This window comes from Candidatus Nomurabacteria bacterium, assembly GCA_020631975.1.
GTDB lineage: Bacteria > Patescibacteriota > Saccharimonadia > Saccharimonadales > CAIOMD01 > JACKGO01.
In genome coordinates, this window is record JACKGO010000001.1 from 141663 (window position 1) to 165425 (window position 23763).

Below are 23763 nucleotides of genomic sequence, written 5' to 3' on the forward strand. Positions count from 1 at the left end.
AAATTACATCACCTTTTTAGCATATGCAAAACAGACTTGACGGACGATGCTTGCATACGCACTTCTGTGCTTGGTCGCGTATCGGGACCAAATGGGTATACTTCTTGTGTGCCCGTAGGTTCCAAGCCTATTTGCTGCCACCATGTCTCTGAATCAGGCAACTCATCTTTTAGGGTATATGTTGTGAGTGGTTGTTTCTTGCTAGCGTGTTCTAGGTGTGGCTGCAGCAACAGGCGTCCTATTCCCCTGCCTTGTTCTTCTGGCACGACGGCAACACCACGTATCCATAAATAGTTCTTTTTTTGTAAAGGATCTCGATGTTTTAACTGACGGATAGGCCAGCTACCAGATGCATTATCTGCAGAATATGCATAGCCGACAGGCGTGCCATCCTTGACTGCCATTGTAAGCCGAGTATTCCAATATTGTTGGTGAGCACGTAATGTGCTACCAACTTGCGAATTAGGGTCTCCCATAGAATCGTAATAGGTCGGACGACGTCTATCGCTCCACCCTGTCATGTAGGCAATTTCTTCATCTGTACGCATTTCATGATTTATAGCTTCGCGCATTGCTATGTAAGCAATGCTGCTTACTATATGCCAGGTTGATTGTGTTACGTATTCTACTCGGGTTTGAATAATTTCAGGTTTGGGGTATTTTGATTTGTTTGCCATAGTTACATAAGTTTACAATTGTGCACGTGTTTTTACAACGCATTGGGTAGAGTATGAGCCGTAACGATTCGCGGTAATGTTGCACCATCAAAGATAGCAGCCTGATTATCGTTTAGTACTATCATGTCTTGTGGCTGATACGTTTGCTTGGCAAGTTGGTTGGATTTTATAAAACTAGGATTATCGGCATGCGGCAAAATAAAATACGGCACTAAACCGAGACCTTCATAGATTACTTCTTCTGCAAATAAGGGCTCGTCGTCTAGTTCTACACTTTTAAGTGAAATGCCCGCCAATATTGCCCCGGCGCTTTCTCCAATATATACAATTCCCTTGTGTAGTAGTGATTCAACAACACTGTCAAAATTGGCTTTTTTGCTAGCGTAGCGCAGACTAAACGTATTGCCACCAGCAACGTGTACTGCGTCGCAAGTGAGCAATTGCGCTTTAAGCTGCTGTGATGGAGTAGCTAGTAAATCAATTACGCTCGTTTTTAGCCCAAGCTCATTGTAGTACTGTTCGAGTTTGCTAATACGCACAGCCTTAGCACGCGGTATGTAATAATCTTTGGCATTCGGGATAATCGCAACTGATATTTCACCTGCTGGCTTACCGATTAATTCTATCAAATCATCAGGAGTTGGTAGGCGATATGAACTTAAATAGAGTTTTGCCATACCGTTATTGTACCAACTGTTGTTTGGTTAATCCTATTGATTTTACTAGTCAGTAAAATGTGCAATGAATGATTGCAAGACATTATATGTTTTGTCTATCGCACTGATTTCGACATATTCATTAGGCTGGTGCATGACAGTGTCTGTTCCTGGTCCATAAATGAGCATTGGGATGTTGTTGGCAGTAAAAAATAGTTGGTCAGACGCACCCTGAAAGACTCGAATGTCTTTTACAGCAAATTGTTTTTTTGCTATAGCGAGCAATTGACTGTCTTCTGAGCAGAGTCCATACCCGTTTGGCTTATACGGGTAGCTATAAGTCGCACCATAAGTTGTAGCAAGTGCATCAATTGCGGCTGCGAACTGTGCACTCAGCTTTGGTGTTGTTCTGATATCTAAGCTTACGAGCACCGATTGCGGCACGGCATTTAAAGCTTTGCTACCAACCGATTCTATGTTCGTGACGTTTATGGTTGGCTCACCAAGAATTGCATGGGTGTAGGTGGTCTTCCAGCTTTGAGCGATTCGTGGCAGTTGCTGGATAAAATGGGCTGCTTTATGACTTGCTCGCTGCTGATATGGAAGTTCCATAGAACCATGCCCACCTTGCCCATCAAAAGTAAGTGTTACAAATATGTTACCTTTGTGCCCTATCGCGACATATGTGCTGTTGGTTGGCTCTAAAATAAAACCTTCTACCCCGCCAGGGTATGCATTTGTAAAGTTTGGCAATACGTCGAGCACTTTTTTGGTACCCCTACCGTCGGTTTCTTCTTGCTCTACAAACATGAACCACATATCGCAGGGTGGTTGCTGGTTGGCAAAATCGTTAGCAAGTTGCAGCATAATACCTACGCCACTTTTCATATCACTGGCGCCCAGGCCGTACAATTTGCCATTTTTTTCTACAGCTGTTAGTGGTTGGGTTTGCCACGACGAACCAGCGGGCACAGTGTCTATATGACCATTAAAAATAAGCGCTTTCGTTTGGTCTTTACCCACAATATGTAGAACAACAGACTGCTCTATAGTCTGCACACTTCCCAGTGTAGCGACGGTTTCTTGAATATACGAGCTAATAGCTTGTTCGTTGCCAGAATCAGACGAAATACTAATCAGTTTTTTGGTGTAATTAAGGGCTTGTGCTGTCTTCATAGGTATATTTTACGGGTTTTTTATCATTATGGTATCGGCGCATGGTTGTTTGAGTTTATCAAAATCACAATTTTTACAACCAGCACACTCGGCTAGTGCAGCTTGAGGAACTTCATGTAATGGAGCCTCACTATACCCTATTCTTATAAATGTGTTTAGGCTCGCTGTATTACAAAACGCCAATGCTGTTTTGCCTTCGTGTAAGGCACTTTCTGTAGCCAGCCATGCCAAAGTAGTACCTATATGTTCATCGTGGTAGCTGCCGTGCCTGTATTCTGGTAAAACAGTAACACCCCCAATTTCTCTGACTGTATCGTCGTTGTATTGTAAAAATGAGCCACAAACACCAGCGACCACCCACTCACCCATATGCTTCACTCGTGCAATATAGACATTAATGCCGTCACGTAATTTTTCTTCAGTCAGTTCCAGCATAGGATTCTGCTGGGTAATTGCTACTAACGCTGCTAAGCGAGTTTCGGCATCACCTGGTTGATAGGTATACGGTTCGTAAAGAACTGTAGGTTCTTCAACTTGTTGTAGCCCGCTCATTGTAAGTGATTCTAGTGTTGTTGTCATAATTGTATGGTTGATTCCTTAATCATTAAAAATCCCCTCTTTGTTTGAGGGGTGGTATTCTTTAAATATTTTGATAATTTCAATAAATATAGATTAGCACCCAATGGTGCGACGACGGATTGCAACTGAACTATATAGTGTACTCATCAGTTACAACTATAGCACACTTGCCGCTAAATAGCAACATTTTTTACATATAAAAAGCGCATAGCGTATGCCTATTATTACCAATTTTTATGGGTTAGTTGTGAGCTTTTACATGTTGTTTAACAGTTAAGAAATTGACTATAATATACGAAGATTGTATGATAGTTTTATCTTGTAGCGCCCGCTACGAGTTCTTTGACAAGCAGGCCCCTAAGGAGGCATATCATGACTACGATCATAGTCACCTGTAAGTTTGAAGATTGTCGAGAAGAATGCACAATCTCGGCACAAGAGGTTGTTCTTGTGATCCACAAGGACCCAGAAGAGAGTTTCTATAGTTTCATGTGTACGGCTTGCAAGCGGTACAATAAGAAGCAAGCCGATGAATACACCATCTCGTTGATTGAAGGGTACGTGACCGTAACTACCGTTGTGGAGCCGTCACCGGTACGCTACTTTTGCAAAGACCCTATCAGCGAGCACGATATACAGTGCTTCGTCTTTGATCTTGCAGATAACGCACTTACCGGTGCGCATATCCAAGAAGAGCTCGAAGAGTGATCGGCAGCCCATGCAGGTATAACCCGCAAGGGCAACCAGTGTACGGTAGTACCCTGAGTGCACAATCGCCCCTACACGGCTGTGCCTGCTTATCATACCCACCATGGCCGCTCCCTTAAAAGAGCGGCCATTTACCTAGCTACCTAAATATTCTTGTATGTTTAGGTAAATAGCATCCATTATTGTTTGTGGTACTGCGCGTTGGTATGGGTCATCCCAGGGAGTTTTGTAGTGTTTACCAAAGTCGTTGTCTGTAAACGTATAACCTTGCAGATAAACTGTATTTTTATAGCGTGGCCGAACATGAAAGTGCACGTGTGGTGACTGTGTGTTTGCGGTGTCTTTATATGCATCGTTCATTAAACAAGCCCAATTAAATAGGTCTGCACCATAGGCCGAACTGATAGCGTTTTCTAGTGCTATTATAACTTGATGCAAATCATCCCACTGAGCTTTAGATAATGCTGCCAAACTACGTGTATGTTTTTTAGCCGTCACGAAACTACGCCCCAAAAACTGTTGATCTGGCGCGAGACTTACCATCCACAAATCTGTTTCTAGTAGTACATACTTAGTGTTTGGTAATAATGTACAGATTTCGCACGACTGAGTCATGTAATTATTGTAGTAGATTGTACCCATAAGAAGAACCCCTCGCCGTATTAGGTACGAGGGGTGGTGTTCGTGCTGTGGTGGGGCCCGCGGGCTTGGTAAGCCACATGGGCCCCACTCACACACTTGCTACGAGCGGATCAGGTTCAACCCACTACGTAGATTCTTTTGCTCTTCAAAGAGCTGCTTTGGCGGATTGCCAAAGCTCATGAAGTGCGCAGTGAGCTTTGGTAGCTCTTCTTTCCATGCCTCTGCGTCACATTCACTGAGCGGCAGAACGTCTGGCGAGGCCACGCCTTCTGCAGCAAACAGTTGGTCATTCGGAAACGGCAGGTTCCCGATTGCTGTTTGCCGCGCATTTACTGTTCCTTCGAGCCTGTCAAAGATCCAGCGCAAAACCCGTGAGTTTTCGCCAAATCCCGGCCAGATGAACCTCCCGTTTGCATCTTTGCGGAACCAGTTCACCGCAAAGATACGGGGTAGTTGCTTGCCCGGCTGGTCAAACTTCAACCAATGGGCGTAGTAGTCAGAAATGTTATAGCCAAAGAACGGCAACATTGCTGACGGATCAAAGGCGAGCTCCCCCACCTTGTCGGTGATGGCAGCAGCGGTCGTTTCGCTGGCAACCGAAGCTGCCATAAATACGCCCTGTTGCCAGCTTTGAGCTTCGCGCACTAACGGCACAACACTCGCACGCCTGCCACCGAACAAGATTGCCGATATCGGAACACCAACCGGATCATTCCACTCGTCTATTAGTGCAGACGGGCAGTTTTCGATTGGCGCGGTGAACCGTGCATTGGCGTGAGCTGCCAACTTACCACTTGCAGGATCGTACGCTTCGCCCTGCCAGTCAATCAGATTTGCTGGCGCTTCGTCTGACAGGCCTTCCCACCATACATCGCCATCACTGGTGATGCCAACGTTAGTGAAAATGACATTGCCCTTGCGGAGCGTTTCGATTGCCACCGGGTTGGTGCTTTCGCCCGTACCGGGTGCAACCCCAAAAAAGCCCGCTTCTGGGTTGATCGCCCTCAGCGTTCCATCTTCTCCAAACCGCAGCCAGGCGATGTCATCGCCTATGGTTTCGACCTTCCAGTCTGGAATAGTCGGTACCATCATGGCAAAGTTGGTCTTGCCACAGGCACTTGGAAAGGCCGCAGCCATGTAGCGCTGCTTGCCTTCTGGGTTGGTCACCTTGATGATGGCCATATGCTCTGCCATCCAGCCTTCATCCCGTGCAATTACGCTTGCTATGCGCAGCGCAAAGCACTTTTTGCCCAACAGGGCGTTTCCACCGTAGCCACTCCCGTAAGATACGATTTCTCGCGTTTCTGGGAACTGTACAATGAACTTGTCTTCGACGTTTGGCTGGCATGGCCAGCTGGTGTCTTGTTGACCTTCAGCCAGCGGTGCACCCACTGAATGGAGTGCTTTCACGAACTGGCCATCACTGCCCAACTCATTAAGCACGGCACTGCCCATACGCGTCATGATGCGCATGTTCATAACCACATAGGGGCTATCGGTGATTTGCACACCAATGTAGCTCATTGGCGACCCGATTGGCCCCATACTAAAGGGGATGACATACATCGTCCTCCCCTGCATGCAGCCCGTCATGCGACGGTTGAGTTCTGCCCGCATTTCGCTAGGTTCTACCCAGTTATTGGTAGGACCTGCATCTTGCATGCGTTCAGAACAGATGAACGTGCGCTGAACCACCCGTGCAACATCGCTAGGGTGGGTCCTGCAGTAGTAGCTGTTTGGCCACTTCTGCTCATCCAGCTTGGTAAACACGCCTTTCGCGACCAGTTCGGCCGCAAGTTGGTCGTATTCTTCCTGCGAACCATCGCACCAGTGTATTGACTGTGGTGTGGTTAGCCTTGCAACTTCCATTACCCAAGCGTTAAGCTTGGCATGGAATCCACCTTCCATTACTACCTCCTCAGGTAGGTACTCCAGGTTTATTGGTAAACCCAGTTATTATAATTATAAAATAAATTACAGAGTTATACCAGAGGTAGTATTTACCTGTCTTTAAAATAAAAAAACTCCCAAACAAATGAGAGTATAAAAAATATTTTACATACGAATTATGGTGGGCGTGGAGGTGCATAGACTATGCACACTCACACGCCCACCGCTCTGCCCGTCACAAATCCGGGTTGACTGACCCAGCCGGAACGACGCTTTCGTGCGTCATGTCGTTCCACTTTTTGTATTCCTGGTTACTGCGCCAAAAGTGCCATCCACTGTAGCCAAAGCTGATCAAGCCGAGTGCCACGAACAGCGACAGCAATGCATCCGGTATGTACCCCCAAAAAACTGGGTTGACGGCCTTCTGACCCGCTAGGGCTTCTGTCTGGTACATTGTGGCCCAGGCGGTTGCCCGTAGCACGAGCATCACCATGTAGGTGCCGACGAAGGCGATGCCAGCCAGCAGGCTGGCGACCTTCTTGCGGGTTCGGGCTGGGTACTTGTCGCTCAGAGCGACAAGTACGGCTAGTGTTCCAGGTAGGAACACGCTCGCGGCCATAACAGCCGTATTGTAGCTGGACAGTTCCATTTATTTCCACCTCCGTATGTAAACGAACAAAGCGGTATTATAATAGCATAAAATGAAATATATGCAATATATACGTATATCTACCCAGTAAATAGATAAATATGAAAAAGCCCGCAAAAAGTACGCCGGCTGGAAATAGCTGCTTTTCTAGCGTTTATTTCCGGGCTTTTTCTGCGGGCAGTTGCCCCCTACTCCATTGTAATCGTCACGTCGTGACCCAACATACCGAACTTGCCTAGTTGTGCTAAGTCTTGCCTGAGCGTTCGGACTTGGTGATCGTTGCGCAGCGTCACGTGGACCGATTCTCTGTCACACGGTACGACGGACGCAAAGTGACCACTTTCTGTGAGTGTTGCATCAAGAAGACGCATGTGGGCAGGGTCTACGCTAAGTACCCAATCCCTTTTGCTTACTCCTTTAGAGACCATGATATGTACCATGATTACTCTTTCTACTAGAGATGATATAGGACGTAGTCTAGTATACCATATTTACAAGAAAAAGCACACTTTAGCCCCACTACTGTTATATGTGAACGGTACTGCTTATGGTATATTTATGGTAAAGGAGAACACATGCAAGAAAATACAAACCCTACAAAAGACACACCATCACCAGATGGTGCTACGGTTGCACCATTAGGGACTACTCACCCACTGGTGCAAGACAGTCAACCCGTGCAAGGTGCGAACACACCTACAAACCCCATGGTAACACCAGCCCAAGTAGTTCCGAGTGCTGGTATTTACCCAGAAGCAACGAAAGGCTTTGTTGGTGCTTTACAAACAAGCTCAGCTGAAGACCCACTACAATCACTCTCAGAAGATTCAAATAGTGGGCAGTCACTACTGTTCGTGAGTGCTTTTGCGGTTTCGTTCGCATTGGTTCTTAGTATTGTTGCTAGTGTCAGTGGTGTTCTAGAAATTATTTTTAACCATGTGGGCAAAACAGCCACAAGCAGCACCAGTTCGTATCTTGGACTAGATACCTATGAGTTAAAACTACTTTTGTGGCTCGTTTCTAGTTTAGTAATATCAACTGTGGTATATGTACTCATGGTGTTGTATCTACAAAAAAATAACGAAGTACGCCTGACTGATTTTTCACTTAAAGTAAAAGGTTTTGTGTATGGGGCCTTTTTGTCAATTCTTGCAGTGGCGACAGTAACGTCTGTAGCCAATATCGCCTATTCAGCACTTGTACCACTGGTGCCTAAAGGGAGCTACGAAACATCTACCGGTGCATGGTGGCCTGGGATTGTGCAGGCTGTATTAACGAGCTTGCTTCTTGCCGGAATAGCTTTTTATTATGTAAAAAAAGCTAAAAGGTTGTAAAAACACCATGAAAAAATTTGACACCGTGTACGTATTAGCGCTAACACTATTTGTGGCTGGCGTCGTTATTGTTGCAATGCTTATTCCGTTTAAGCAGATGCGACAAGCGGCACTAGATAGTACAATGTCATCTGCCCTAACAGAAGTAGCGCAAGAAATTAAAGCTTTTGTCCAGAAAAATAATAAACTACCAGAAGATGTAAATGCGCTTGAGTTTAAGGGTGAAATGTCGGTTGTAAATAACAACCCAGCTATACTTGGGCAAATTACCTATCAAAAAGACAGTAGTAACTCTAAAGAGATGCAATTTAGCTTGTGTGCAAACTTTAAAACCGAAAATAAATCATCAGAATCTAGCCCCTTACCGACTGCCCTTATGGGCCAGAGCCTAAGCCCGCAAAGCTATAGTTCAGTGGACTATAAAAACCACCCTGCAGGGTACCATTGTTTTGAAAAAGAAACGATCTCAAGCGCAAACAGCTACGATTCGTATTTTGAAAGTTTATACAATAATCAATCACCACAAGACACCACACAACCTATGATTGATCCATATAATTTTAATTAACGAGAAATACATCAAGTACTACTATCACAAAGTATAGTAAAAATATTAAAAGTATTATATAATATTTTTAATGAGTACAGAGTCTATAGGCAATCTTGATCTTCCAGTTGGACATCCAAATCATCAAGAATCAGAGCAATCTGTAGCAGAGATTCTACTGGTAGATAGCAATGAAGTCACACCAGAGGAGGCAATGTTTTGGCGTGATGCTGGGTTGATATTTTTAAAAAACTTGAGCAAAGAATCGTTTCGTCTACGCTTTGGTAGCCCCAAACCAGAAGAAGATACAGGTCTTATACCAGTTGTTGATTACTTTGTATTCAGCCAACAACATCACCATAAGATGTTGTTATTGATGCACGAAGCTAAGCTAATAGGTGCATGTAGTATATTTGATTATCCATTGCGAGATTCAATGGGCTCTTCTACTGTTATTAATACTGATGATGTTGTAGAGCTGGCGGTCACCATAAGTGATGAACAGCAAGGTAAAAAATTAGGAACAGTGCTATTAGAACAGGCGGTACAAGTTGCTGGTGCAGACGGCAAGACCCACGTTTATACAAGTTTTAACTCAGATAACGATAGGAGCCGTCGTTTAGTTGAACGTATTTTAGGCTCTGCTAATATTGTTGCAGGTAAAGATAATTTACAAGATAAATTCTGGAGAATACCAGGAGTACCAGCTGATGACTATATGATCCAGAAAACGCTATGCGTCTCTATTGTGGTGATGAATCTACAGAGCTTGATGATACTAAGCGAGGGAATAGGATTGATCGTATTGGTAAGTTTGGTCGCGATATTCTATCGAAGATTCCGATACCACACGATACCGAAAGCCTTGATCCATCAAAGTAAACATTTCTTAAAGTATTGACAAAAAAATAAAAAAGTGATATACTATAATCAAGAGGTAGTATATGACGAGTGCTTTTGTACACAAAAGGCGTTTTGGCATGACAATACTTGCAGGGGTAACCTTAGCAAGTATTTTTTTTGGGAGCACATTTTTGTCGCACACCCAAGCAGACAGCCAAACACTGTATCAGCCAAAGACTGCTGTCATGCAGCAATTTTTAACGAAAACGAATCAGCTACGCGCAACTGCCGGTAAGCAACCCTTACAACCAAATAGTTCGCTTGAAGCTTCTGCTCGTGCCAAATTAGCAGATATGCAAACGAACCATTATTGGGGGCATCGCAGCCCAAGCAATATATCGTTTTCGGCATACATCTGGCAAGAAGATGAAAATGCTCAGTTGGTTGGCGAAAACTTGGCTCGTTGTTACGACACCTACGACGAAGCCTTCAAGGCATTAGTGAACAGCCCTACTCACTACAGCGTGTTGGTTGGTGATTTTACAGATATTGGCGTAGCCAGCCAGTGGACAGATTATGGGTGTGAATCTATTGTTATGCATGTTGCCAAGTAGTTCCCTGAATATTGCTAAATTTTGGGTGGCAAAGAACTTACGTAAAAAATAGTATTTCGTAGCGCTTGATTGGTATACTTAGTATAGACACGTAAATGAGGTACAAACGTATATGCAAGATAAGAGTGGCAATCCGGCACTAAGAGAAAGTGTCCTTGATAGAGTTGCTTCGTTAGAATCAACTGATAGCGCGAGTATTGGTGGGACTACTATTAAAATATTTACACTGCTTAGCCTGAGCGTTATAGGCGGATTTTTTGGGTGGCAAGCAATGGCGAACGCAAGTGGGGCTACAGGATTTTTGATAATAGGGGCATCACTATTTGCACTTATTATGGCATTGACAACTGTTTTTAAACCACAGTTTGCAGCAGTAACTGGTAGTTTGTATGCGCTGTCGCAAGGGTATGTCTTGGGAGCGATTTCGCAAACCTATAATGCAGCACTTGATGGTATTGTTATTCAGGCTATAGGGCTAACAGGCGCGATATTATTTGTAAGTTTATGGGCATTTAGTTTAGGGTTAATTAAAGTAACGCATAAGTTTAGGATAGGTGTGATTATTGCGACTGCAAGCATAGCGCTCTACTACGTTTTTGCATTTATTATTGGACTATTTGGTGGTACGGCTCCATTAATTTTTGATTCAGGCACGTGGGGTATTGTATTTAGTGCTGTTATTATTTTTGTCGCGACACTTAACCTTATTTTAGATTATGACTTTATCCAGACAATTGTAAAACGTGGTGCTCCTAAAAAAATGGAATGGTACGCTGCATTTGCGCTCATCGTAACATTGCTTTGGTTGTACATTGAGGTATTACGTTTACTGTCTAAAACGAGACAGTAAGCATGAACCAATTAGATACGGAGCGCTCACGGCAACATGATAGCCGTAAAACTGTATATGAATTTTTGTTAGTGATTGGGCAATTTACTAGTTTATTTATCATCGTGTATCCATTTAGCTCTATATTTTTGTGGCAAGCAACAATTTTTCAGCTGGTGGGCGTCATGTTTGTAGCAATGGCAAGTATGCTAGCATTGTGGACTTTGAGATCTTTTAAGCAAAAAGTGAACATTTTGCCGTCGCCACGAAAACATAGTTATTTAGTGACGAGTGGTCCGTATAAGTATATAAGACATCCGATGTACGCTGTACTTATACTTGGGAGTTTCGGTATAATTATCGCCTACCCTACTCTTGTGCGGCTTATTGGATTATGTTTGCTGATGAGCATACTTCATCTCAAAATGAAGTATGAAGAAACGATGCTTTCTAAAAAGTTTACTGGCTACGATACGTACCAGCACGCGACCAATAAGCTAATACCACGCGCGTGGCACAAACCTAAGACGTACAAATCTAGTAAGAAAATAGTAAAAAAAGGTACATAGAATGTCTACTATTACACCACTTGCCGAACAATTGCGACCTCAAAAAATTAAGGATATCATTGGACAAACCAAAATTGTCGGTAAGGGTGAAATTATTGATCATATTATAAAAACCAAGCAGCCTGTTAGCTTGATATTGTGGGGGCCACCAGGCAGTGGCAAAACAACCATAGCACGAATAATAGCGAACGAGGTGCAGGCCGAATGTATTGAACTTAGTGCCGTTACCTCAGGTATTGCAGATGTTAAAAAGGTTATTTCACACGCCGAAGCGAATAGACGGCTCGGTTTGCAAACAGTACTATTTGTAGATGAAATTCATCGTTTTAACAAAGCTCAACAAGATGCATTTTTACCACATGTAGAAAAAGGCACAATCACACTAATTGGTGCAACGACAGAAAACCCTAGCTTTGAGGTTATAGCACCGTTGTTGTCACGCATGCGTGTTGTTGTGCTAGAACCGTTAGCAGATGCTGATATAATACGAATCGCAAAAAAAGCTCTTAAAATACTTGGTTACGCTCATGCAGTGCCAAAACAAGCCTATCAGACACTTGCGCATATTGCTGGTGGTGATGCTCGGGTTGCGCTTGGAACACTAGAGCTAGCTCTAAGCCTATCCCCTACTATTTCTATGGAAACAATAAAGCAAGCTGCCCAGACCACTATGCCTAGTTACGACAAAGCTGGCGAGCAACACTTTGCTATGGTGAGTGCATTTATTAAGAGCATGCGAGGATCTGACGTAAACGCAACGTTGTACTACCTAGCTCGCATGCTACAGGCTGGTGAAGACCCAAAATTTATTGCTCGCAGAATGATTATATTTGCAAGCGAAGACGTAGGTGTGGCAGCTAGTCCAGCACTTAATTTAGCTGTGAGTACATTTTTAGCAGTCGAGCGAATTGGTATGCCGGAATGCGAATATAGCTTGTATCACTGCGCAACCGTATTGGCTGGTTCAAAAAAATCTCGCGCGATACCAAATGCTATGGGAAAAGCTAAACAAGCTGCAGTAGCTACCCCCCACCTACACGTTCCGTTGCACCTGCGTAATGCGAGTACTTCGCTTATGAAAGAATTGGGATACGGAAAGTCATATCAATGGGAAGCTGATTACAAGCACCCCGATGGGTTCTTGCCACCAGAAGTTAAGGATTTACAGGTATTTTAATAAGCAGCCTGTTTAGGGGCTGCTTATTAACACATTTCACTATAGAGTTATTCTACAGCTATTTCATCACCGTGGACAATCAGTGCGTATATGACAAACACACAAAGTGCGATAATCACAATTGACCAGAGTGGGTAGATTGGTATAAATGCAAAGTTAACCAGTGCACTTACGCTTGCAAGGATAACGCCCGTAACACGTCCCCATGTTTTGCCAGATAAGATAGCACCACCTGCTAGTACCAAAAAGATACCCCACAGCAGATGTACCCAGCCCCATGTTGTGTAGTCAAACAACCAGAGATTTTCTGGTCCTAAAACATACACCTCGTTTTTAAACAGCGCTACAATGCCGGCGACAGCCTGAAATGTACCAAGCACCATGCTTAATACACCAGCAAAGGCTACCCAACCAACCCAGCCACTGACTTCTTGTTTTGTACTTACTTTAGCCATAAAACCTCCTTGTTTTATAGTTGAATATTACACCAAAACGTAACTACAAACAAATATTATGATTAAGATGTAGTGCAAGATACAGGTGTATTTAAATGGTATACTGTTTTTATATGGTAGTTTTAAACTTCTTCTTAGCAGGATATATTGTGCTTTTAATAGCAGTTGTGGTAAATGTATTATCCACAAAAGCTGGCTTGGGTTCGTGGTATGAATTTTTAAAAAACCCAAAATCATCTAAGATAACTTCAATCATTTGGCTGGTCTGGGCGTATCCGTTGGTACTTGGTGTCATAGCCTATTTTGCCGTCAGTGTTGCGTTTTAATTATTTAGCCGCTTCTTCAATAGCCTGTATAACCAATGGTGCACTCTGTTTTGTTATCATATGAGCACCTCTATGTGGCATAAGTATTATGTTCTCATTATGAAAACTCGCTAGTTTATCGTAATTTTTTTGTTGTAGTAATAAGTCCATTTTACCGTAGACGAGCACCACCTTACTATGCAAACCGAGCAATTCTGCCGTACTGTTTTGTTTCATGATGGTGTTGGTAAGGCTGAGTTTAAATGGCTCCCATGTGTCTTTTGTGAGTATAAAACTGTTACGAAACGGGGCAATTTTGACAAAGCGCTGGGCAGTTTTTAGCGTGAGTTTTTTGTTGTAGACGATTTGGTCATACATATAAAATAGACTATTACCGAGACTCAATTTTGGATTGGCATATTTACTCGTTGCAAAAACAATATCTTCTGGATTATACAGCGGTGCGCCAACCAGAACCAGACTATGTACGAGCTGAGGATTATTTTCAGCAATATCAATCGCAATTAGGGCACCCATTGAGTGACCTACAATGACGGCCGGTTTATTCATACCAAGACGACGAATTGTTTTCGTAACAGCACGGGCGTGATCTTGCATTGTATACGATATATGACTAGGCTTTGGCGAACTACCAAACCCTAGTAGATCTATTGTTATTGCTCTGTAGTGAGGCGGTAGTTTAGGTAGAACGTGCTTCCACGTAGAGCTGTCACTAGCTACTCCGTGTAAAAAAATAACAGGCAGACCTTGTTTGGTGTCTTGCGTTATCTTAAGGGAATAAGGAACGTGGAATAGCTTGTGAAATAGTGTCATCATCATATTCTAGTATACGGTATTTTTGTCAGAGGTGAAGAAAGTATGCTACGCTAATGGTAAGATGAAACAACTCATACGCATGTTGTCTGTTGCTGGTTTAACTGGCGTGCTCGTGGCCGGTATATATTTTGTATTTAGTGCCGTCGTAGAACAGCTGCAGGATTTTATATGGTTTACTCTTATAGATACCGAAGAAAATAAATTACTCGTGTTCCCCTTAGCTATCACGGCGGGTGTACTCTTCGGCTTTTTGCTTAAAATATTAGGCGAAGATACTAAACATGAAGCTAATCACAGCATTGCAAGTTATGCATCTAGTGCAAGTCAGATTAACAGCAGCTGGGTATTACGAGTACTGGGAATAGGTGTTGCGAGTTTGGTGGCTGGTGCATCACTTGGGCCAGAAGCCATCTTACTGCCGGCTTCATACGGGGTCGCCTTTTTACTCGCTAAAAAATTCAAGCTTCCGAACCCTGCTCAATTAGGTATGTTAGGCATAATTGTCCTGTTAGCTGTATTTTTTAATGGCTATGCTGCTGCAATTATCCTGCTAGCGTTTATAGGTTATAAAAACACAAAAAATATCAAAAAAAGCCTTTTTTTGGTAGTGCTTGGTGTATTTGCAATATTCATAAGCTTAGCTACCTTGCGGTTATTAAACGAAAGAGAGGGCTATGTATACATAGGCCCGATTGGTGATGTTACGCTCACACCTACACTATTTGCTGCAGCTGTCATCATAGCAGCCGTCGCTACCTCACTACCGCTCCTGTTGGATGTATTAACAGCCTTATTTAGGCGAATGTTTGATAGGGTGAGGTCACATTGGTTCATTGCCGGAGCACTTGCTGGCTTGGGTATTGGTGTAGCCTATTACTTACTTGGTCCAATAGGTTATTTTAGTGGTCGGTCTGGGTTAGGAGAACTCTTAACTATCAATAGTGAGCTTACTTCCTTGCAACTTGCTGGCCTAACATTTGGAAAACTCATTGTGACTGCATGGTCGTTAGCGACGATATATAGAGGAGGTTTTGTATTTCCGCAGCTACTAGTTGGTATGAGCATGGCTCTGCTACTGAGTGGTGGCATACCCGATAGCAGTTGGCTATTTACGTTGTTGTATGCGTCATTTTTTGGCATATTTACTGGTGCACTAGGCTCAATGCTTGTCGCTGCTGCCTTTGTTCTTACACTATTTGGAACGACTGCCCTACCACTTTTAGTAGCTGCTGCCGCTGGGTCATTACTCATAAAAACGATATTCAAAAAACAGTTTGCTTCAAAAGCAACCGTGTAATTACTCTATAATAATTGGACACTCTTGGTAGTAGCTACGATCATCAATGATTTTAAGTTCAAACTGTGCCACGTTTACCCGTCTTATACTAGGTACCTCTAAAACGCCACACGTATACCGTTTTTTATAAATGCGGTATGGTGACGATGGTTGTTTATTTGTTAGCAGGCCACAACGCACCAACGTCCAGTTGAGATTACTGTTTTTTACTATAGTATCTTCTTTTTTCTTGTAGTGGTAGATGTTACGTAAAGGAAGAAATACTTTAAAACTTAGTTGCATGAGGGGGCTTGCATCATGCAGATGCTCTGTAGCCCATGCACCTGACTGTCCAATGTATCGTTGAACACCATGCTTTTGCATAGCGTTAATAATATTATTGGTGGCAAGCTCACTTATCGGGTAATTTTTTTTGTCGAACATTTTTGGTGCTATGATATTAATCACGACATCATGTCCGCGTATCGCACGATCCACATCGTGATACACCTTGGCGTCTCCAGTGATAATATGTAAACGTTTATGACTTGGTAATTTGTCTTTTGCTAATAATGTATAGCTAAAGACTGATACCGAATGATTAAGAGATAGGGCTTGGCGAACCACCTCCCTTCCTGTTCGACCAGTTCCACCGAATACAATAATGTTACTCATCTTGAGGTTCCTTTACTACACTTCTTTGACTAATTTTTTTTGCTACGTAGATACCAGCGACTCCACTCGCGTTAATTGTCCAGTGCAAGAGCCACGGAGCAACGATACTGCCAGCTAGTATACGTAGATAGCCAAACAATAACCCAGCAACAGATGTGATGGTTACAGTTGCTACAACCCCGCCGTACATACGATGTTTTTTAGTTTGTACTGCACGAGCGGTAGCATCATTTTGTTCGAGTGTTTTAATAGTAGGAAAAATATGCCATAAACCAAAAATTGCAGATGAATATAGTAGTGCAATTAGGGTCGGATAGTGAATTAATAATAAGCCAAGTAATACACCACGGAATAAAACTTCTTCTATGAGCGCGGTGCTAAAAGGTATGCGAATACCTGCCTCAAATGCGATTAATCGGCCGCTTGCACTACTTAGGTTGTCTCCTAAAAAGTATTTTCTTAGTGGTGGGATAATTGCGATAATAAGGGTCATAATAGCTATCACTAATGATGCTGCCGCTGCTATGAGAATACCTGAAGTAATCGTATATACCGATATGCCCATATCTCTTGGAGTTAGCCCGAATCCAAACCCGAGTGTAATTGCCGTTATTGCGATACCAAGGTTAAGAATCATATGAAATTTGCGCGGCACCAGCTTTGCTAATACCGTGCCATAAAGTAAAATGAGCACGATAAGAGATAGCTCTTGAGCAATATGTATTGGTACCATTGTTTCTATTATCTGCTATTGTGCCACAAAGGCGCAACTACATATTGCCGCGTTTTTTATCGTTACGGACTAGTAGTGCATTAATAGCGTTTAAATCGTTGACTGTGTAATGAAACCCATATACTTCGTTGATAAAATCTAGTAAATCTGCACGGTAGTCATGCCCGACTGATGTGAATATGCCGGGTTTTGGTTTTAGCGCATTTTTCATATCTATCATTCTAAGGACAAACGTCGTAGGCGTTCGGTAGCGAGTATTTTGGGGCAATGTTTTAGGTCGATTTGTGTAGCTACTAAGCCATCGTGGACGACGTACTAATAACGAGAGGCTAAAGTGGGCAACGGGGTCATTGTGGTGGGTACACATAACGTAGCGGAGCTGTTTTCTGTCTGAAGCTGGTAGTTGTCTATAATCTGCTATATTATCAAACTTTGCTACTAACTCATGATCCACATTCAATGTACTGCCATTATTTACTATGTCTTGCCATCTACTGAGTTCTGGCGTGCCAATCCAAAGTGCCCTGTCTATTCCCGTAGCAATGAGCCCGTCTGTTCCGCTGTACAAGAAGGCATCTTGGCTTACCCAGGCACCCAAGCTTTCGCCAAACATAAGGATTTGTGGTCGCTTATCTTTTGGCATGTTACGCAAACGCTTGCTAAGCGCATTGACAAGTATTCTAAACTGAATATGTCCATCATCTACCCTGTCTAGCGACAACGGAGACGGTCGTTTGGAGTACTGCATCGTTATCATGGCGCAGTCACCTTTGGCTAAGTATTCCACGGTATCGCTCATAACATAGTTAACATAGCCTGTACCTGTTGGGGCTATGAGTACAACGTATTTACGATCGAGTGCTTTGGTGCGATCAATTTCTGCTAGTGCTAATGCTGTGCGAGCTTCGTCGCTTGGTGCGCTATCGTACCCAACATAAATTCTTATCGGCTCTAGAGCATTTTTAATATGCAAATCTTCATTGAGCTGTTGCTTAGATATACGTGTACCGATATGACGCCTTCCTTGTAAAGACAAGGTTTGCCAAGATACATGACTAGACGTACTTCCACTCACATAGATTTCATCGGGATTACGAGAAAATATTTTTTCTACAGTATTTTGTGATGATTCAATTTTGCGATATAGTTTTGATATGCCATACCACCCAATGCCAGCAAGTGTAGCCACACTAGCGACATGCCCAATCGGTAACCAACCCTTAGCGAGAGGCTTGGCGTGAGAATCAACATACTTTTGAACGTGGTGAGCAATATATTTTTCTGATCTCGAAACAACCGTGAGTCCTGCAATTATTGCGATACCTGCCGTCAATGCCTTTGCTGGTGATGAAACAACAGGGTTTTGTTTGATAGATACAATTTGCCGATATTTCACGAAATCAAACAACAAAGCGAGTAAAACACCAAGCGGAAAAATAAATAGCGTACTAGCAAGTTGTTTTTTACCGCCGCCGTTTTCTATATCATCACCTAATATTGCACCCAGGCCACGCAGTGTAACGCCTGCCGCTCCTGCAACAGTCATCCAGTAACTAAGGGTTCTGGCGATACTCCGTGGCATTTGTTCTGAATCTGTCTGGTGTAATAGTCTTTGAGCAATCAAGCCAATGCCAACAGCGACGCCACTTGCCAATATTCCCGCTTGAAAGCTGTCTTTACGCGAATCCTCATCTATAAATTGATTCGTAGCTGCCTCTATACCGTCTTGCATCAGGATAGCTATGCTAAAGGCGAGTGCCATTGTTAGTCCAGTAGCCAGTCCTTGATCAACCGCGTCGCGTTCGATCATGGATTGCTGCAGTGTACCAGGCATAACTGCAGCTGCAGCTAACAACCCAACGTCTGAAGAAATGCTTCTACTTTGTCTACTCATGGTGGCAATGTCCTATTAAATACCAAGTACAATAAGTGGTCTTATGTATATTTATACCATAAATAGTAAATGTATCAAACAAACAAAGTAATGACTCTCAGCATACATACCAGTAATTCAGCACAGCCTACAAAAAGCTGTTATCATAAAACTATGAAATTTCCATGGAAGAATAAAGAAGAACCACCCAAACCGAGACCAATGACAGATGCAGAATATTTAAAACTTGGTAAAGCCGTAGAGCAAGTCTACGTATCTGGGTATGCCTCTAAAAAACAACTCTTTAAAATGAGCTTATATAAGGGTATAGGGTATGGGTTAGGCATATTTATTGGTGGTACAATTATCGTAGCCCTGCTGGCGTATACCATCAGTCAGTTTGAAACCGTACCATTTTTAAAAGACGTATTAGAACCTTTCCAACAAACCATTCAACAAGTTAACGGTGGTCCTATAGCACCGCAGTAGTCTTTAATCACCTGCGCGCTTGGATGCTACGAATGAACTAAAAATTATGGCTATTCCAGCAAGTCCTGCAAAGGTTTCTGGTACATGAATGAACATTGTAATTGCTAATATGAGCACTGTGTAGTGTGCACCATGTTCAAGGTATCTATAGGTTGCAAGCGACCCTTTGCGTACCATATAAACGGTCATGGATCTCACCCATACAGCTCCGATACCGAGCCCAGCAGCTATTAGAAGGACTTGATTTGTGATAGCAAAAGCACCAATCACACTGTCTAGGCTAAAGCTCGCGTCGAGCACTTCTAGGTATAAAAAAGTCAAAAATGCAGCAAAACCATAACGTACGGTAGTAGTTGCTCGTTTGCCGTTGTGCCCAGACTGTATTTTTGTAAAGAATTCAGCCAGACCATGGACCACTATATACGTTACAACGCCAACAGCACCTGATGCAATTGTTGTTTCTGGGTGGTCATTTCTGGGCAAAGCGGCAAAAAAAGCAATAACGCCGGCTGTCATAAGACTAGGCATGTACCAATGGCTTACACGGTGCAGACGAGATTCTATTGGTGTAAGCCATAGTGTTTTTTTTGTTTTGTCAAAAAAGAAACTTAGGGCAAGCATTAGCAAAAAAGCACCACCAAATGCCGCTATTGACGGATATGCCACTTCTAATTGGGCAGAATACGCAACAGGATCATTAAGAGCGGTGTCTAAGACGGTTTGCCAACTTGTGTTCGCTGCTATCGCTACGAGAGCAATCGGAAACACAACTCGCATACCAAATATTGCAATAAAAATACCTATTGTTAAAAACATTGTTTGCCAAAATTTAGACATCGTTGTAAGTACTTTGGCGTTAATAATGGCATTTTCGAAACTAAACGTAATTTCAATTATTAAGAGAGCAAACAAGACAGGAATAACCTGCGCTCCGTTATACGCAATGGATATTGCTGAAATTAAGATAGTGAGTACAACAGAAATACCAAATATTCTCACTGGCGAATGACGATGCAGTAGACGGCTCATGTTTCTGTAGGCTGTGGGGCGATATCGTTGCCACTTGCTACGTTGTCAATGATTTCAACGAGTTGCCGAGGCGTGAATTCAGCTTTTATCAAATAACCATCTGCCATTTTTTCTATTTCTTCACGAGATTCATCTTCTTGATCAAGGTTTGTTGTAATGAGTATTTTAGCTTTAAGGTTAGGAGCCTTCGCACGTAATTCACGCAGTACCTCAAAGCCGGTAATACCAGGAATCATGAGATCTAGCAATATAATGTCGTAATCGTCCTTGAGTGCAGAACGTAGACCATCTTCGCCACTTAATAAGGTTGTCACATCATAACCAGCTCGCCTAAGTGCCCGTGCATATAGTTCACTAATAAAATGTTCGTCTTCTACGCACAGTATTTTAATTCCGTTTGCTGGTTTCGTTTCCATGTTACCCCCTATAGAGCGAATGGTTTTTAATCCATCCATGCGCTCCTCGTATTATTTCTTTGTTATCTTGGTCATCAATTTGGTCAGCTACTGATGCATAGGTTGGTAGTAAAAAGCCAAATGTGCTGCCTTGGCCTTCTTTACTTTGGACCCATATTGTACCGCCGTGAGCGTCTACAATGGCCTTACAAAGATATAAGCCGAGCCCAGTACCACCGACGCTGTTCTTGCTCTGGTGAGCTCGGTAAAACTTGTCAAATACGTGGCCGATTAAACTAGATGGTATACCCACACCTCGGTCGGTAACCGTTGTCTCTATCATGTCATCTTTAAGGTATGATTTTATTACGATATCTTCTTTAGTGTGCGTGTATTTAATCGCATTATCTAGCAAGTTATTTAATACTTCATAAATACTTACTTTATCTACTGCAATCGTTGGCAAATCTGGGTCTATATCTATAATGAGATTCTTATCATGTACTTGAGCTCTCAGCTGCATGTCTTTGCAAGCTTGTTGCAAGACGTCGGCCCATGGTTCTTCTTTAAGCCGCAATAATAGGGCATTTTCCTCTACCCTTGCTACGTTAAGGATATTAGAAACAAAAGATGATAATCGCTGAGCACTTGCTGCCATGTTATGCATGAATGCAGTTTGTTCTGAACTTAGTGTGGGGCTGAGTTCGTCTTCAAAAACTTCTATGTAACCTCTCATAATTGTGAGTGGTGTGCGTAGTTCGTGAACTGCTAAACTTACAAAACTAAGATCATGATCATCACGCTCATATTGCATAGTTCTATCAAAAAATGTCAGAGCCAGCTCAATACCCGTGACATCATCTTTACGGTAGTGTGCTGCCAAGTCAAATTGTTTGCGTTTATTTTCAGGGAGGTTAAGCCGCACTCGCTCCCAAACTTCATTTTCTACCACGGCCCCTTCACGGCAACTTTGTAACCATGCTTCTAGAGTTGTTTCACTCACAAATGATAAGTTGCAGGCATCGTAAAAGTATTGCCCAATCACCTCATTAGCTGGCAGCTCTAAATATTTAAGTGCTGCTTCATTAGCGAAAGTAATTTGTTGATCAGTATTGACGACAATCAGCGGTAAAGAAAGTACATTTACCAACGTTCTGTAATAAACAAGCTCTTGGTCATGCATCTGGCCTTGTTGTTGCAAGGCTTGGCTAACATCCATCGCTCTTTCTGCAAGTTTTAGTAAAAACTCGCGAGACGGCGCACCAATGTCATGCTCACTTGGTCTATCTACTTCGTCGTCTTCTTTTAGAGCAACCAAAATTGCTCTTGTTAAGAAATCGGTAGTTTTTATGACTTCATTAGCGACAACTCTTCCCAAAATTATGCCGACAATCACCGATGTGCCGAGTGCAATATAGACGCTCATGAGCGTATCAACTTTCAAGATTTGAGAAACGCCATAGTAGACACCAATAGCCATGACACTCGTACCAATGGCTGCAAACATAATTTTACGCCATATGCTTTCGCGCAATGGGTATAGATGTGCGATCATTGGACGTCGTATCGAACGTCGTCAGCAGATGCAACGAGCGTTAGCCATGTTTGTCCAGCATTCAATTTTAATGGGAGTCCAAATGAATCTTTTAGTGCGAGAGATGATTTGCGATCCGGCTTTTCCCATGTTCCAACACTCACAATGCCGTCCTGGAAGACGAATACTTTACCAGAACCTGTGGTGGTGTAATTGGTATGATACCCGTCAGGATCGTTGCCTTTATTGGCGACTAGTGCGATAACTACCTTTGGATTAATTTGCTTGCCCGTCGGTTCGTCTTTATGGGGGGCTCCTGCTTGTGAGCGTAAATAACTGTTAGACGCACTGTCGTAGCTAAATTGTGCGTTATATTTAGGACCAGATAATATAAGATTAACCGTATTGGCTGTTGGGGTTTGTGGTACATCAATTTTGCGAGCAAAACCTGTAAATTTACTAGATGTATATCCTTTTGATTGATTAAGGCTGTCTAATCGTGCAAAATCACTATACACATTGTGTGGAGCAGATTTGCTAGATAGTCTAGTGTAGGCATTGGCGTTATAAAACTGATCTAAATCTTTAATGCCAAGGCTTTTTATATCCTGAAGCGCTTCTGGGCTACCACCAACGTGACCGTATGAACCATCTAGTCCAGCAATGTAGTCAACATAGTACGGACGCGCACTTCTAATCGGTCCGATTTTGTCTGGCTGAGATTCTTGATACACTGCCATGAACCTGGTTACACCACCTTCTGCAATCGCTTCGATAACCATGTCAGCTTGGTATAAGCCACTTTGCGGACGCGCTTCTGGGCTATTTTCTATCATAATGCCAGTAATTGGTCTGGCTGCAATTGCAGCTGATGCTACTTCCCTACCAGTGAGGGGGGATGTGGGTGGCTGGTTTGGAGCAGGCTCTTCTTGGGTGATGCTATTCTGGGTTGTCGGTTGAGTAGTGTCTTTTGTAAAGAAAATATAGTATATTCCAAACCCAACAATTATTGCACAGACAACACCAAGGATAATTAATTGCTTTTTAGTTAATTTCTTAAAAATATTTTTGCTCTTTTTAGGTGATTTTGGCATATTCGTAGGTTCTTTTGAGTCGTCAATAATAATTTCGTCTTCAATAATTTCATCTTCTAGCCGGGTTGGCTTTTGCGCAATACTCTGCAAGGTTGGCTCGCTTAGTGGCACTGAATCGTCTTTTTTTGGTGTTTTGATGTCATCCATATGTAATAGGTACCCTTGACATTACTTCTTA

Annotated in this window: 28 protein-coding genes; 10 read left to right on the forward strand and 18 right to left on the reverse strand. The window is 42.8% G+C overall.

All coding sequences use genetic code 11. The features are described 5' to 3' along the window. Window positions 1-8: 8 nt before the first annotated feature. From H6795_00705 to H6795_00720, 4 genes are read right to left on the reverse strand one after another with little or no spacing between them, the layout of a single operon-like run. Window positions 9-677, reverse strand: coding sequence for a GNAT family N-acetyltransferase (locus tag H6795_00705; GenBank protein ID MCB9817043.1), 669 nt, complete (start codon window positions 675-677; stop codon window positions 9-11). 32 nt (window positions 678-709) lie between these two features. Continuing rightward, entirely contained in the window at window positions 710-1354 is a 645-nt protein-coding gene (locus tag H6795_00710; protein MCB9817044.1) for a Type 1 glutamine amidotransferase-like domain-containing protein, read from the reverse strand. A 45-nt stretch (window positions 1355-1399) separates the two neighbouring features. Continuing rightward, window positions 1400-2509 carry a M20/M25/M40 family metallo-hydrolase gene (locus tag H6795_00715; GenBank protein MCB9817045.1) on the reverse strand — a complete coding sequence of 370 codons (1110 nt, stop codon included), beginning with the start codon at window positions 2507-2509 and terminating at the stop codon, window positions 1400-1402. A gap of 9 nt (window positions 2510-2518) precedes the next feature. After that, window positions 2519-3088: a GNAT family N-acetyltransferase gene (locus H6795_00720; GenBank protein ID MCB9817046.1), complete on the reverse strand. Its 570-nt coding sequence runs from the start codon at window positions 3086-3088 to the stop codon at window positions 2519-2521. A 450-nt stretch (window positions 3089-3538) separates the two neighbouring features. Here H6795_00720 and H6795_00725 point away from each other — a divergent pair, with 450 nt between their 5' ends. Then, window positions 3539-3796 (forward strand): hypothetical protein, encoded by a 258-nt coding sequence (locus tag H6795_00725; GenBank protein MCB9817047.1) that lies wholly within the window; start codon window positions 3539-3541, stop codon window positions 3794-3796. 135 nt (window positions 3797-3931) lie between these two features. Here H6795_00725 and H6795_00730 read toward each other — a convergent pair whose 3' ends face one another. From H6795_00730 to H6795_00745, 4 genes are all read right to left on the reverse strand, one after another. Further along, window positions 3932-4438, reverse strand: coding sequence for an HIT family protein (locus H6795_00730; protein ID MCB9817048.1), 507 nt, complete (start codon window positions 4436-4438; stop codon window positions 3932-3934). Window positions 4439-4537: 99 nt separating this feature from the next. Continuing rightward, on the reverse strand, window positions 4538-6346 hold the full coding sequence (locus tag H6795_00735) for a phosphoenolpyruvate carboxykinase (GTP) (GenBank protein MCB9817049.1): 1809 nt from the start codon (window positions 6344-6346) through the stop codon (window positions 4538-4540). A gap of 217 nt (window positions 6347-6563) precedes the next feature. Beyond that, window positions 6564-6977, reverse strand: coding sequence for a hypothetical protein (locus H6795_00740; GenBank protein ID MCB9817050.1), 414 nt, complete (start codon window positions 6975-6977; stop codon window positions 6564-6566). Window positions 6978-7165: 188 nt separating this feature from the next. Continuing rightward, entirely contained in the window at window positions 7166-7417 is a 252-nt protein-coding gene (locus H6795_00745) for a hypothetical protein (protein ID MCB9817051.1), read from the reverse strand. 135 nt (window positions 7418-7552) lie between these two features. Between H6795_00745 and H6795_00750 the strand changes: the two genes are divergently transcribed. The 7 genes from H6795_00750 (at window position 7553) to H6795_00780 (ending at window position 12890) form a co-directional block, all read left to right on the forward strand. Continuing rightward, on the forward strand, window positions 7553-8311 hold the full coding sequence (locus H6795_00750) for a hypothetical protein (GenBank protein ID MCB9817052.1): 759 nt from the start codon (window positions 7553-7555) through the stop codon (window positions 8309-8311). A gap of 7 nt (window positions 8312-8318) precedes the next feature. Beyond that, window positions 8319-8879 (forward strand): hypothetical protein, encoded by a 561-nt coding sequence (locus H6795_00755; protein MCB9817053.1) that lies wholly within the window; start codon window positions 8319-8321, stop codon window positions 8877-8879. Between the two features lie 70 nt (window positions 8880-8949). Further along, a complete protein-coding gene (locus H6795_00760; GenBank protein ID MCB9817054.1) occupies window positions 8950-9759 on the forward strand; it encodes a GNAT family N-acetyltransferase in 810 nt (269 codons plus the stop codon). 43 nt (window positions 9760-9802) lie between these two features. Next, window positions 9803-10315, forward strand: a complete 513-nt coding sequence (locus H6795_00765; GenBank protein ID MCB9817055.1) for a hypothetical protein — start codon at window positions 9803-9805, stop codon at window positions 10313-10315. A gap of 112 nt (window positions 10316-10427) precedes the next feature. Further along, entirely contained in the window at window positions 10428-11165 is a 738-nt protein-coding gene (locus tag H6795_00770; GenBank protein MCB9817056.1) for a Bax inhibitor-1/YccA family protein, read from the forward strand. Window positions 11166-11167: 2 nt separating this feature from the next. Further along, window positions 11168-11713 carry an isoprenylcysteine carboxylmethyltransferase family protein gene (locus H6795_00775; protein ID MCB9817057.1) on the forward strand — a complete coding sequence of 182 codons (546 nt, stop codon included), beginning with the start codon at window positions 11168-11170 and terminating at the stop codon, window positions 11711-11713. 1 nt (window position 11714) lies between these two features. Then, window positions 11715-12890, forward strand: a complete 1176-nt coding sequence (locus H6795_00780; GenBank protein ID MCB9817058.1) for a replication-associated recombination protein A — start codon at window positions 11715-11717, stop codon at window positions 12888-12890. A gap of 47 nt (window positions 12891-12937) precedes the next feature. Here the strand turns inward: H6795_00780 and H6795_00785 are convergent, their stop codons facing one another. The 3 genes from H6795_00785 to H6795_00795 all read right to left on the reverse strand — a co-directional run bounded on the left by H6795_00785 (window position 12938) and on the right by H6795_00795 (window position 14484). Beyond that, entirely contained in the window at window positions 12938-13345 is a 408-nt protein-coding gene (locus H6795_00785) for a hypothetical protein (protein ID MCB9817059.1), read from the reverse strand. 109 nt (window positions 13346-13454) lie between these two features. Then, complete coding sequence (locus H6795_00790; GenBank protein ID MCB9817060.1) at window positions 13455-13640, reverse strand: hypothetical protein; 186 nt, start codon at window positions 13638-13640, stop codon at window positions 13455-13457. A gap of 31 nt (window positions 13641-13671) precedes the next feature. Continuing rightward, window positions 13672-14484: an alpha/beta fold hydrolase gene (locus H6795_00795; GenBank protein MCB9817061.1), complete on the reverse strand. Its 813-nt coding sequence runs from the start codon at window positions 14482-14484 to the stop codon at window positions 13672-13674. Window positions 14485-14548: 64 nt separating this feature from the next. Between H6795_00795 and H6795_00800 the strand changes: the two genes are divergently transcribed. Continuing rightward, the gene (locus H6795_00800; protein ID MCB9817062.1) at window positions 14549-15784 is read left to right on the forward strand and encodes a hypothetical protein; all 1236 of its coding nucleotides are present in this window, start codon (window positions 14549-14551) and stop codon (window positions 15782-15784) included. Here H6795_00800 and H6795_00805 read toward each other — a convergent pair whose 3' ends face one another. From H6795_00805 to H6795_00815, 3 genes are read right to left on the reverse strand one after another with little or no spacing between them, the layout of a single operon-like run. Beyond that, entirely contained in the window at window positions 15785-16438 is a 654-nt protein-coding gene (locus H6795_00805; protein ID MCB9817063.1) for an SDR family oxidoreductase, read from the reverse strand. Further along, a complete protein-coding gene (locus tag H6795_00810) occupies window positions 16431-17171 on the reverse strand; it encodes a CPBP family intramembrane metalloprotease (GenBank protein ID MCB9817064.1) in 741 nt (246 codons plus the stop codon). The genes H6795_00805 and H6795_00810 overlap by 8 nt, the downstream gene beginning before the upstream one ends. Before the next feature lie 37 nt (window positions 17172-17208). Further along, window positions 17209-19065 (reverse strand): alpha/beta-hydrolase family protein, encoded by a 1857-nt coding sequence (locus H6795_00815; protein MCB9817065.1) that lies wholly within the window; start codon window positions 19063-19065, stop codon window positions 17209-17211. A gap of 153 nt (window positions 19066-19218) precedes the next feature. Here H6795_00815 and H6795_00820 point away from each other — a divergent pair, with 153 nt between their 5' ends. Then, the gene (locus H6795_00820; GenBank protein MCB9817066.1) at window positions 19219-19533 is read left to right on the forward strand and encodes a hypothetical protein; all 315 of its coding nucleotides are present in this window, start codon (window positions 19219-19221) and stop codon (window positions 19531-19533) included. 3 nt (window positions 19534-19536) lie between these two features. Here the strand turns inward: H6795_00820 and H6795_00825 are convergent, their stop codons facing one another. The 4 genes from H6795_00825 to H6795_00840 are packed head-to-tail and all read right to left on the reverse strand — an operon-like array spanning window position 19537 to window position 23732. Continuing rightward, window positions 19537-20562 (reverse strand): DUF475 domain-containing protein, encoded by a 1026-nt coding sequence (locus H6795_00825; GenBank protein MCB9817067.1) that lies wholly within the window; start codon window positions 20560-20562, stop codon window positions 19537-19539. After that, window positions 20559-20978: a response regulator gene (locus tag H6795_00830; GenBank protein MCB9817068.1), complete on the reverse strand. Its 420-nt coding sequence runs from the start codon at window positions 20976-20978 to the stop codon at window positions 20559-20561. Before H6795_00830 ends, H6795_00825 begins: the two co-directional genes overlap by 4 nt. A gap of 1 nt (window position 20979) precedes the next feature. Further along, on the reverse strand, window positions 20980-22512 hold the full coding sequence (locus tag H6795_00835) for a PAS domain-containing sensor histidine kinase (GenBank protein MCB9817069.1): 1533 nt from the start codon (window positions 22510-22512) through the stop codon (window positions 20980-20982). After that, on the reverse strand, window positions 22509-23732 hold the full coding sequence (locus H6795_00840) for a DUF3048 domain-containing protein (protein ID MCB9817070.1): 1224 nt from the start codon (window positions 23730-23732) through the stop codon (window positions 22509-22511). The genes H6795_00835 and H6795_00840 overlap by 4 nt, the downstream gene beginning before the upstream one ends. Between the last annotated feature and the right edge of the window lie 31 nt (window positions 23733-23763).

Coding starts and splice junctions, on each gene's coding strand:
- H6795_00840 (MCB9817070.1), bottom strand. CDS start 23,732: ATGGATGACATCAAAACACCAAAAAAAGACGATTCAGTGCCACTAAGC.
- H6795_00800 (MCB9817062.1), top strand. CDS start 14,549: ATGAAACAACTCATACGCATGTTGTCTGTTGCTGGTTTAACTGGCGTG.
- H6795_00820 (MCB9817066.1), top strand. CDS start 19,219: ATGAAATTTCCATGGAAGAATAAAGAAGAACCACCCAAACCGAGACCA.
- H6795_00785 (MCB9817059.1), bottom strand. CDS start 13,345: ATGGCTAAAGTAAGTACAAAACAAGAAGTCAGTGGCTGGGTTGGTTGG.
- H6795_00740 (MCB9817050.1), bottom strand. CDS start 6,977: ATGGAACTGTCCAGCTACAATACGGCTGTTATGGCCGCGAGCGTGTTC.
- H6795_00730 (MCB9817048.1), bottom strand. CDS start 4,438: ATGGGTACAATCTACTACAATAATTACATGACTCAGTCGTGCGAAATC.
- H6795_00705 (MCB9817043.1), bottom strand. CDS start 677: ATGGCAAACAAATCAAAATACCCCAAACCTGAAATTATTCAAACCCGA.
- H6795_00760 (MCB9817054.1), top strand. CDS start 8,950: ATGAGTACAGAGTCTATAGGCAATCTTGATCTTCCAGTTGGACATCCA.
- H6795_00790 (MCB9817060.1), bottom strand. CDS start 13,640: ATGACACCAAGTACCAACGGATACGCCCAGACCAGCCAAATGATTGAA.
- H6795_00805 (MCB9817063.1), bottom strand. CDS start 16,438: ATGAGTAACATTATTGTATTCGGTGGAACTGGTCGAACAGGAAGGGAG.
- H6795_00750 (MCB9817052.1), top strand. CDS start 7,553: ATGCAAGAAAATACAAACCCTACAAAAGACACACCATCACCAGATGGT.
- H6795_00735 (MCB9817049.1), bottom strand. CDS start 6,346: ATGGAAGGTGGATTCCATGCCAAGCTTAACGCTTGGGTAATGGAAGTT.
- H6795_00720 (MCB9817046.1), bottom strand. CDS start 3,088: ATGACAACAACACTAGAATCACTTACAATGAGCGGGCTACAACAAGTT.
- H6795_00815 (MCB9817065.1), bottom strand. CDS start 19,065: ATGAGTAGACAAAGTAGAAGCATTTCTTCAGACGTTGGGTTGTTAGCT.
- H6795_00825 (MCB9817067.1), bottom strand. CDS start 20,562: ATGAGCCGTCTACTGCATCGTCATTCGCCAGTGAGAATATTTGGTATT.
- H6795_00835 (MCB9817069.1), bottom strand. CDS start 22,512: ATGATCGCACATCTATACCCATTGCGCGAAAGCATATGGCGTAAAATT.
- H6795_00780 (MCB9817058.1), top strand. CDS start 11,715: ATGTCTACTATTACACCACTTGCCGAACAATTGCGACCTCAAAAAATT.
- H6795_00830 (MCB9817068.1), bottom strand. CDS start 20,978: ATGGAAACGAAACCAGCAAACGGAATTAAAATACTGTGCGTAGAAGAC.
- H6795_00770 (MCB9817056.1), top strand. CDS start 10,428: ATGCAAGATAAGAGTGGCAATCCGGCACTAAGAGAAAGTGTCCTTGAT.
- H6795_00715 (MCB9817045.1), bottom strand. CDS start 2,509: ATGAAGACAGCACAAGCCCTTAATTACACCAAAAAACTGATTAGTATT.
- H6795_00795 (MCB9817061.1), bottom strand. CDS start 14,484: ATGACACTATTTCACAAGCTATTCCACGTTCCTTATTCCCTTAAGATA.
- H6795_00810 (MCB9817064.1), bottom strand. CDS start 17,171: ATGGTACCAATACATATTGCTCAAGAGCTATCTCTTATCGTGCTCATT.
- H6795_00775 (MCB9817057.1), top strand. CDS start 11,168: ATGAACCAATTAGATACGGAGCGCTCACGGCAACATGATAGCCGTAAA.
- H6795_00755 (MCB9817053.1), top strand. CDS start 8,319: ATGAAAAAATTTGACACCGTGTACGTATTAGCGCTAACACTATTTGTG.
- H6795_00765 (MCB9817055.1), top strand. CDS start 9,803: ATGACGAGTGCTTTTGTACACAAAAGGCGTTTTGGCATGACAATACTT.
- H6795_00745 (MCB9817051.1), bottom strand. CDS start 7,417: ATGGTACATATCATGGTCTCTAAAGGAGTAAGCAAAAGGGATTGGGTA.
- H6795_00710 (MCB9817044.1), bottom strand. CDS start 1,354: ATGGCAAAACTCTATTTAAGTTCATATCGCCTACCAACTCCTGATGAT.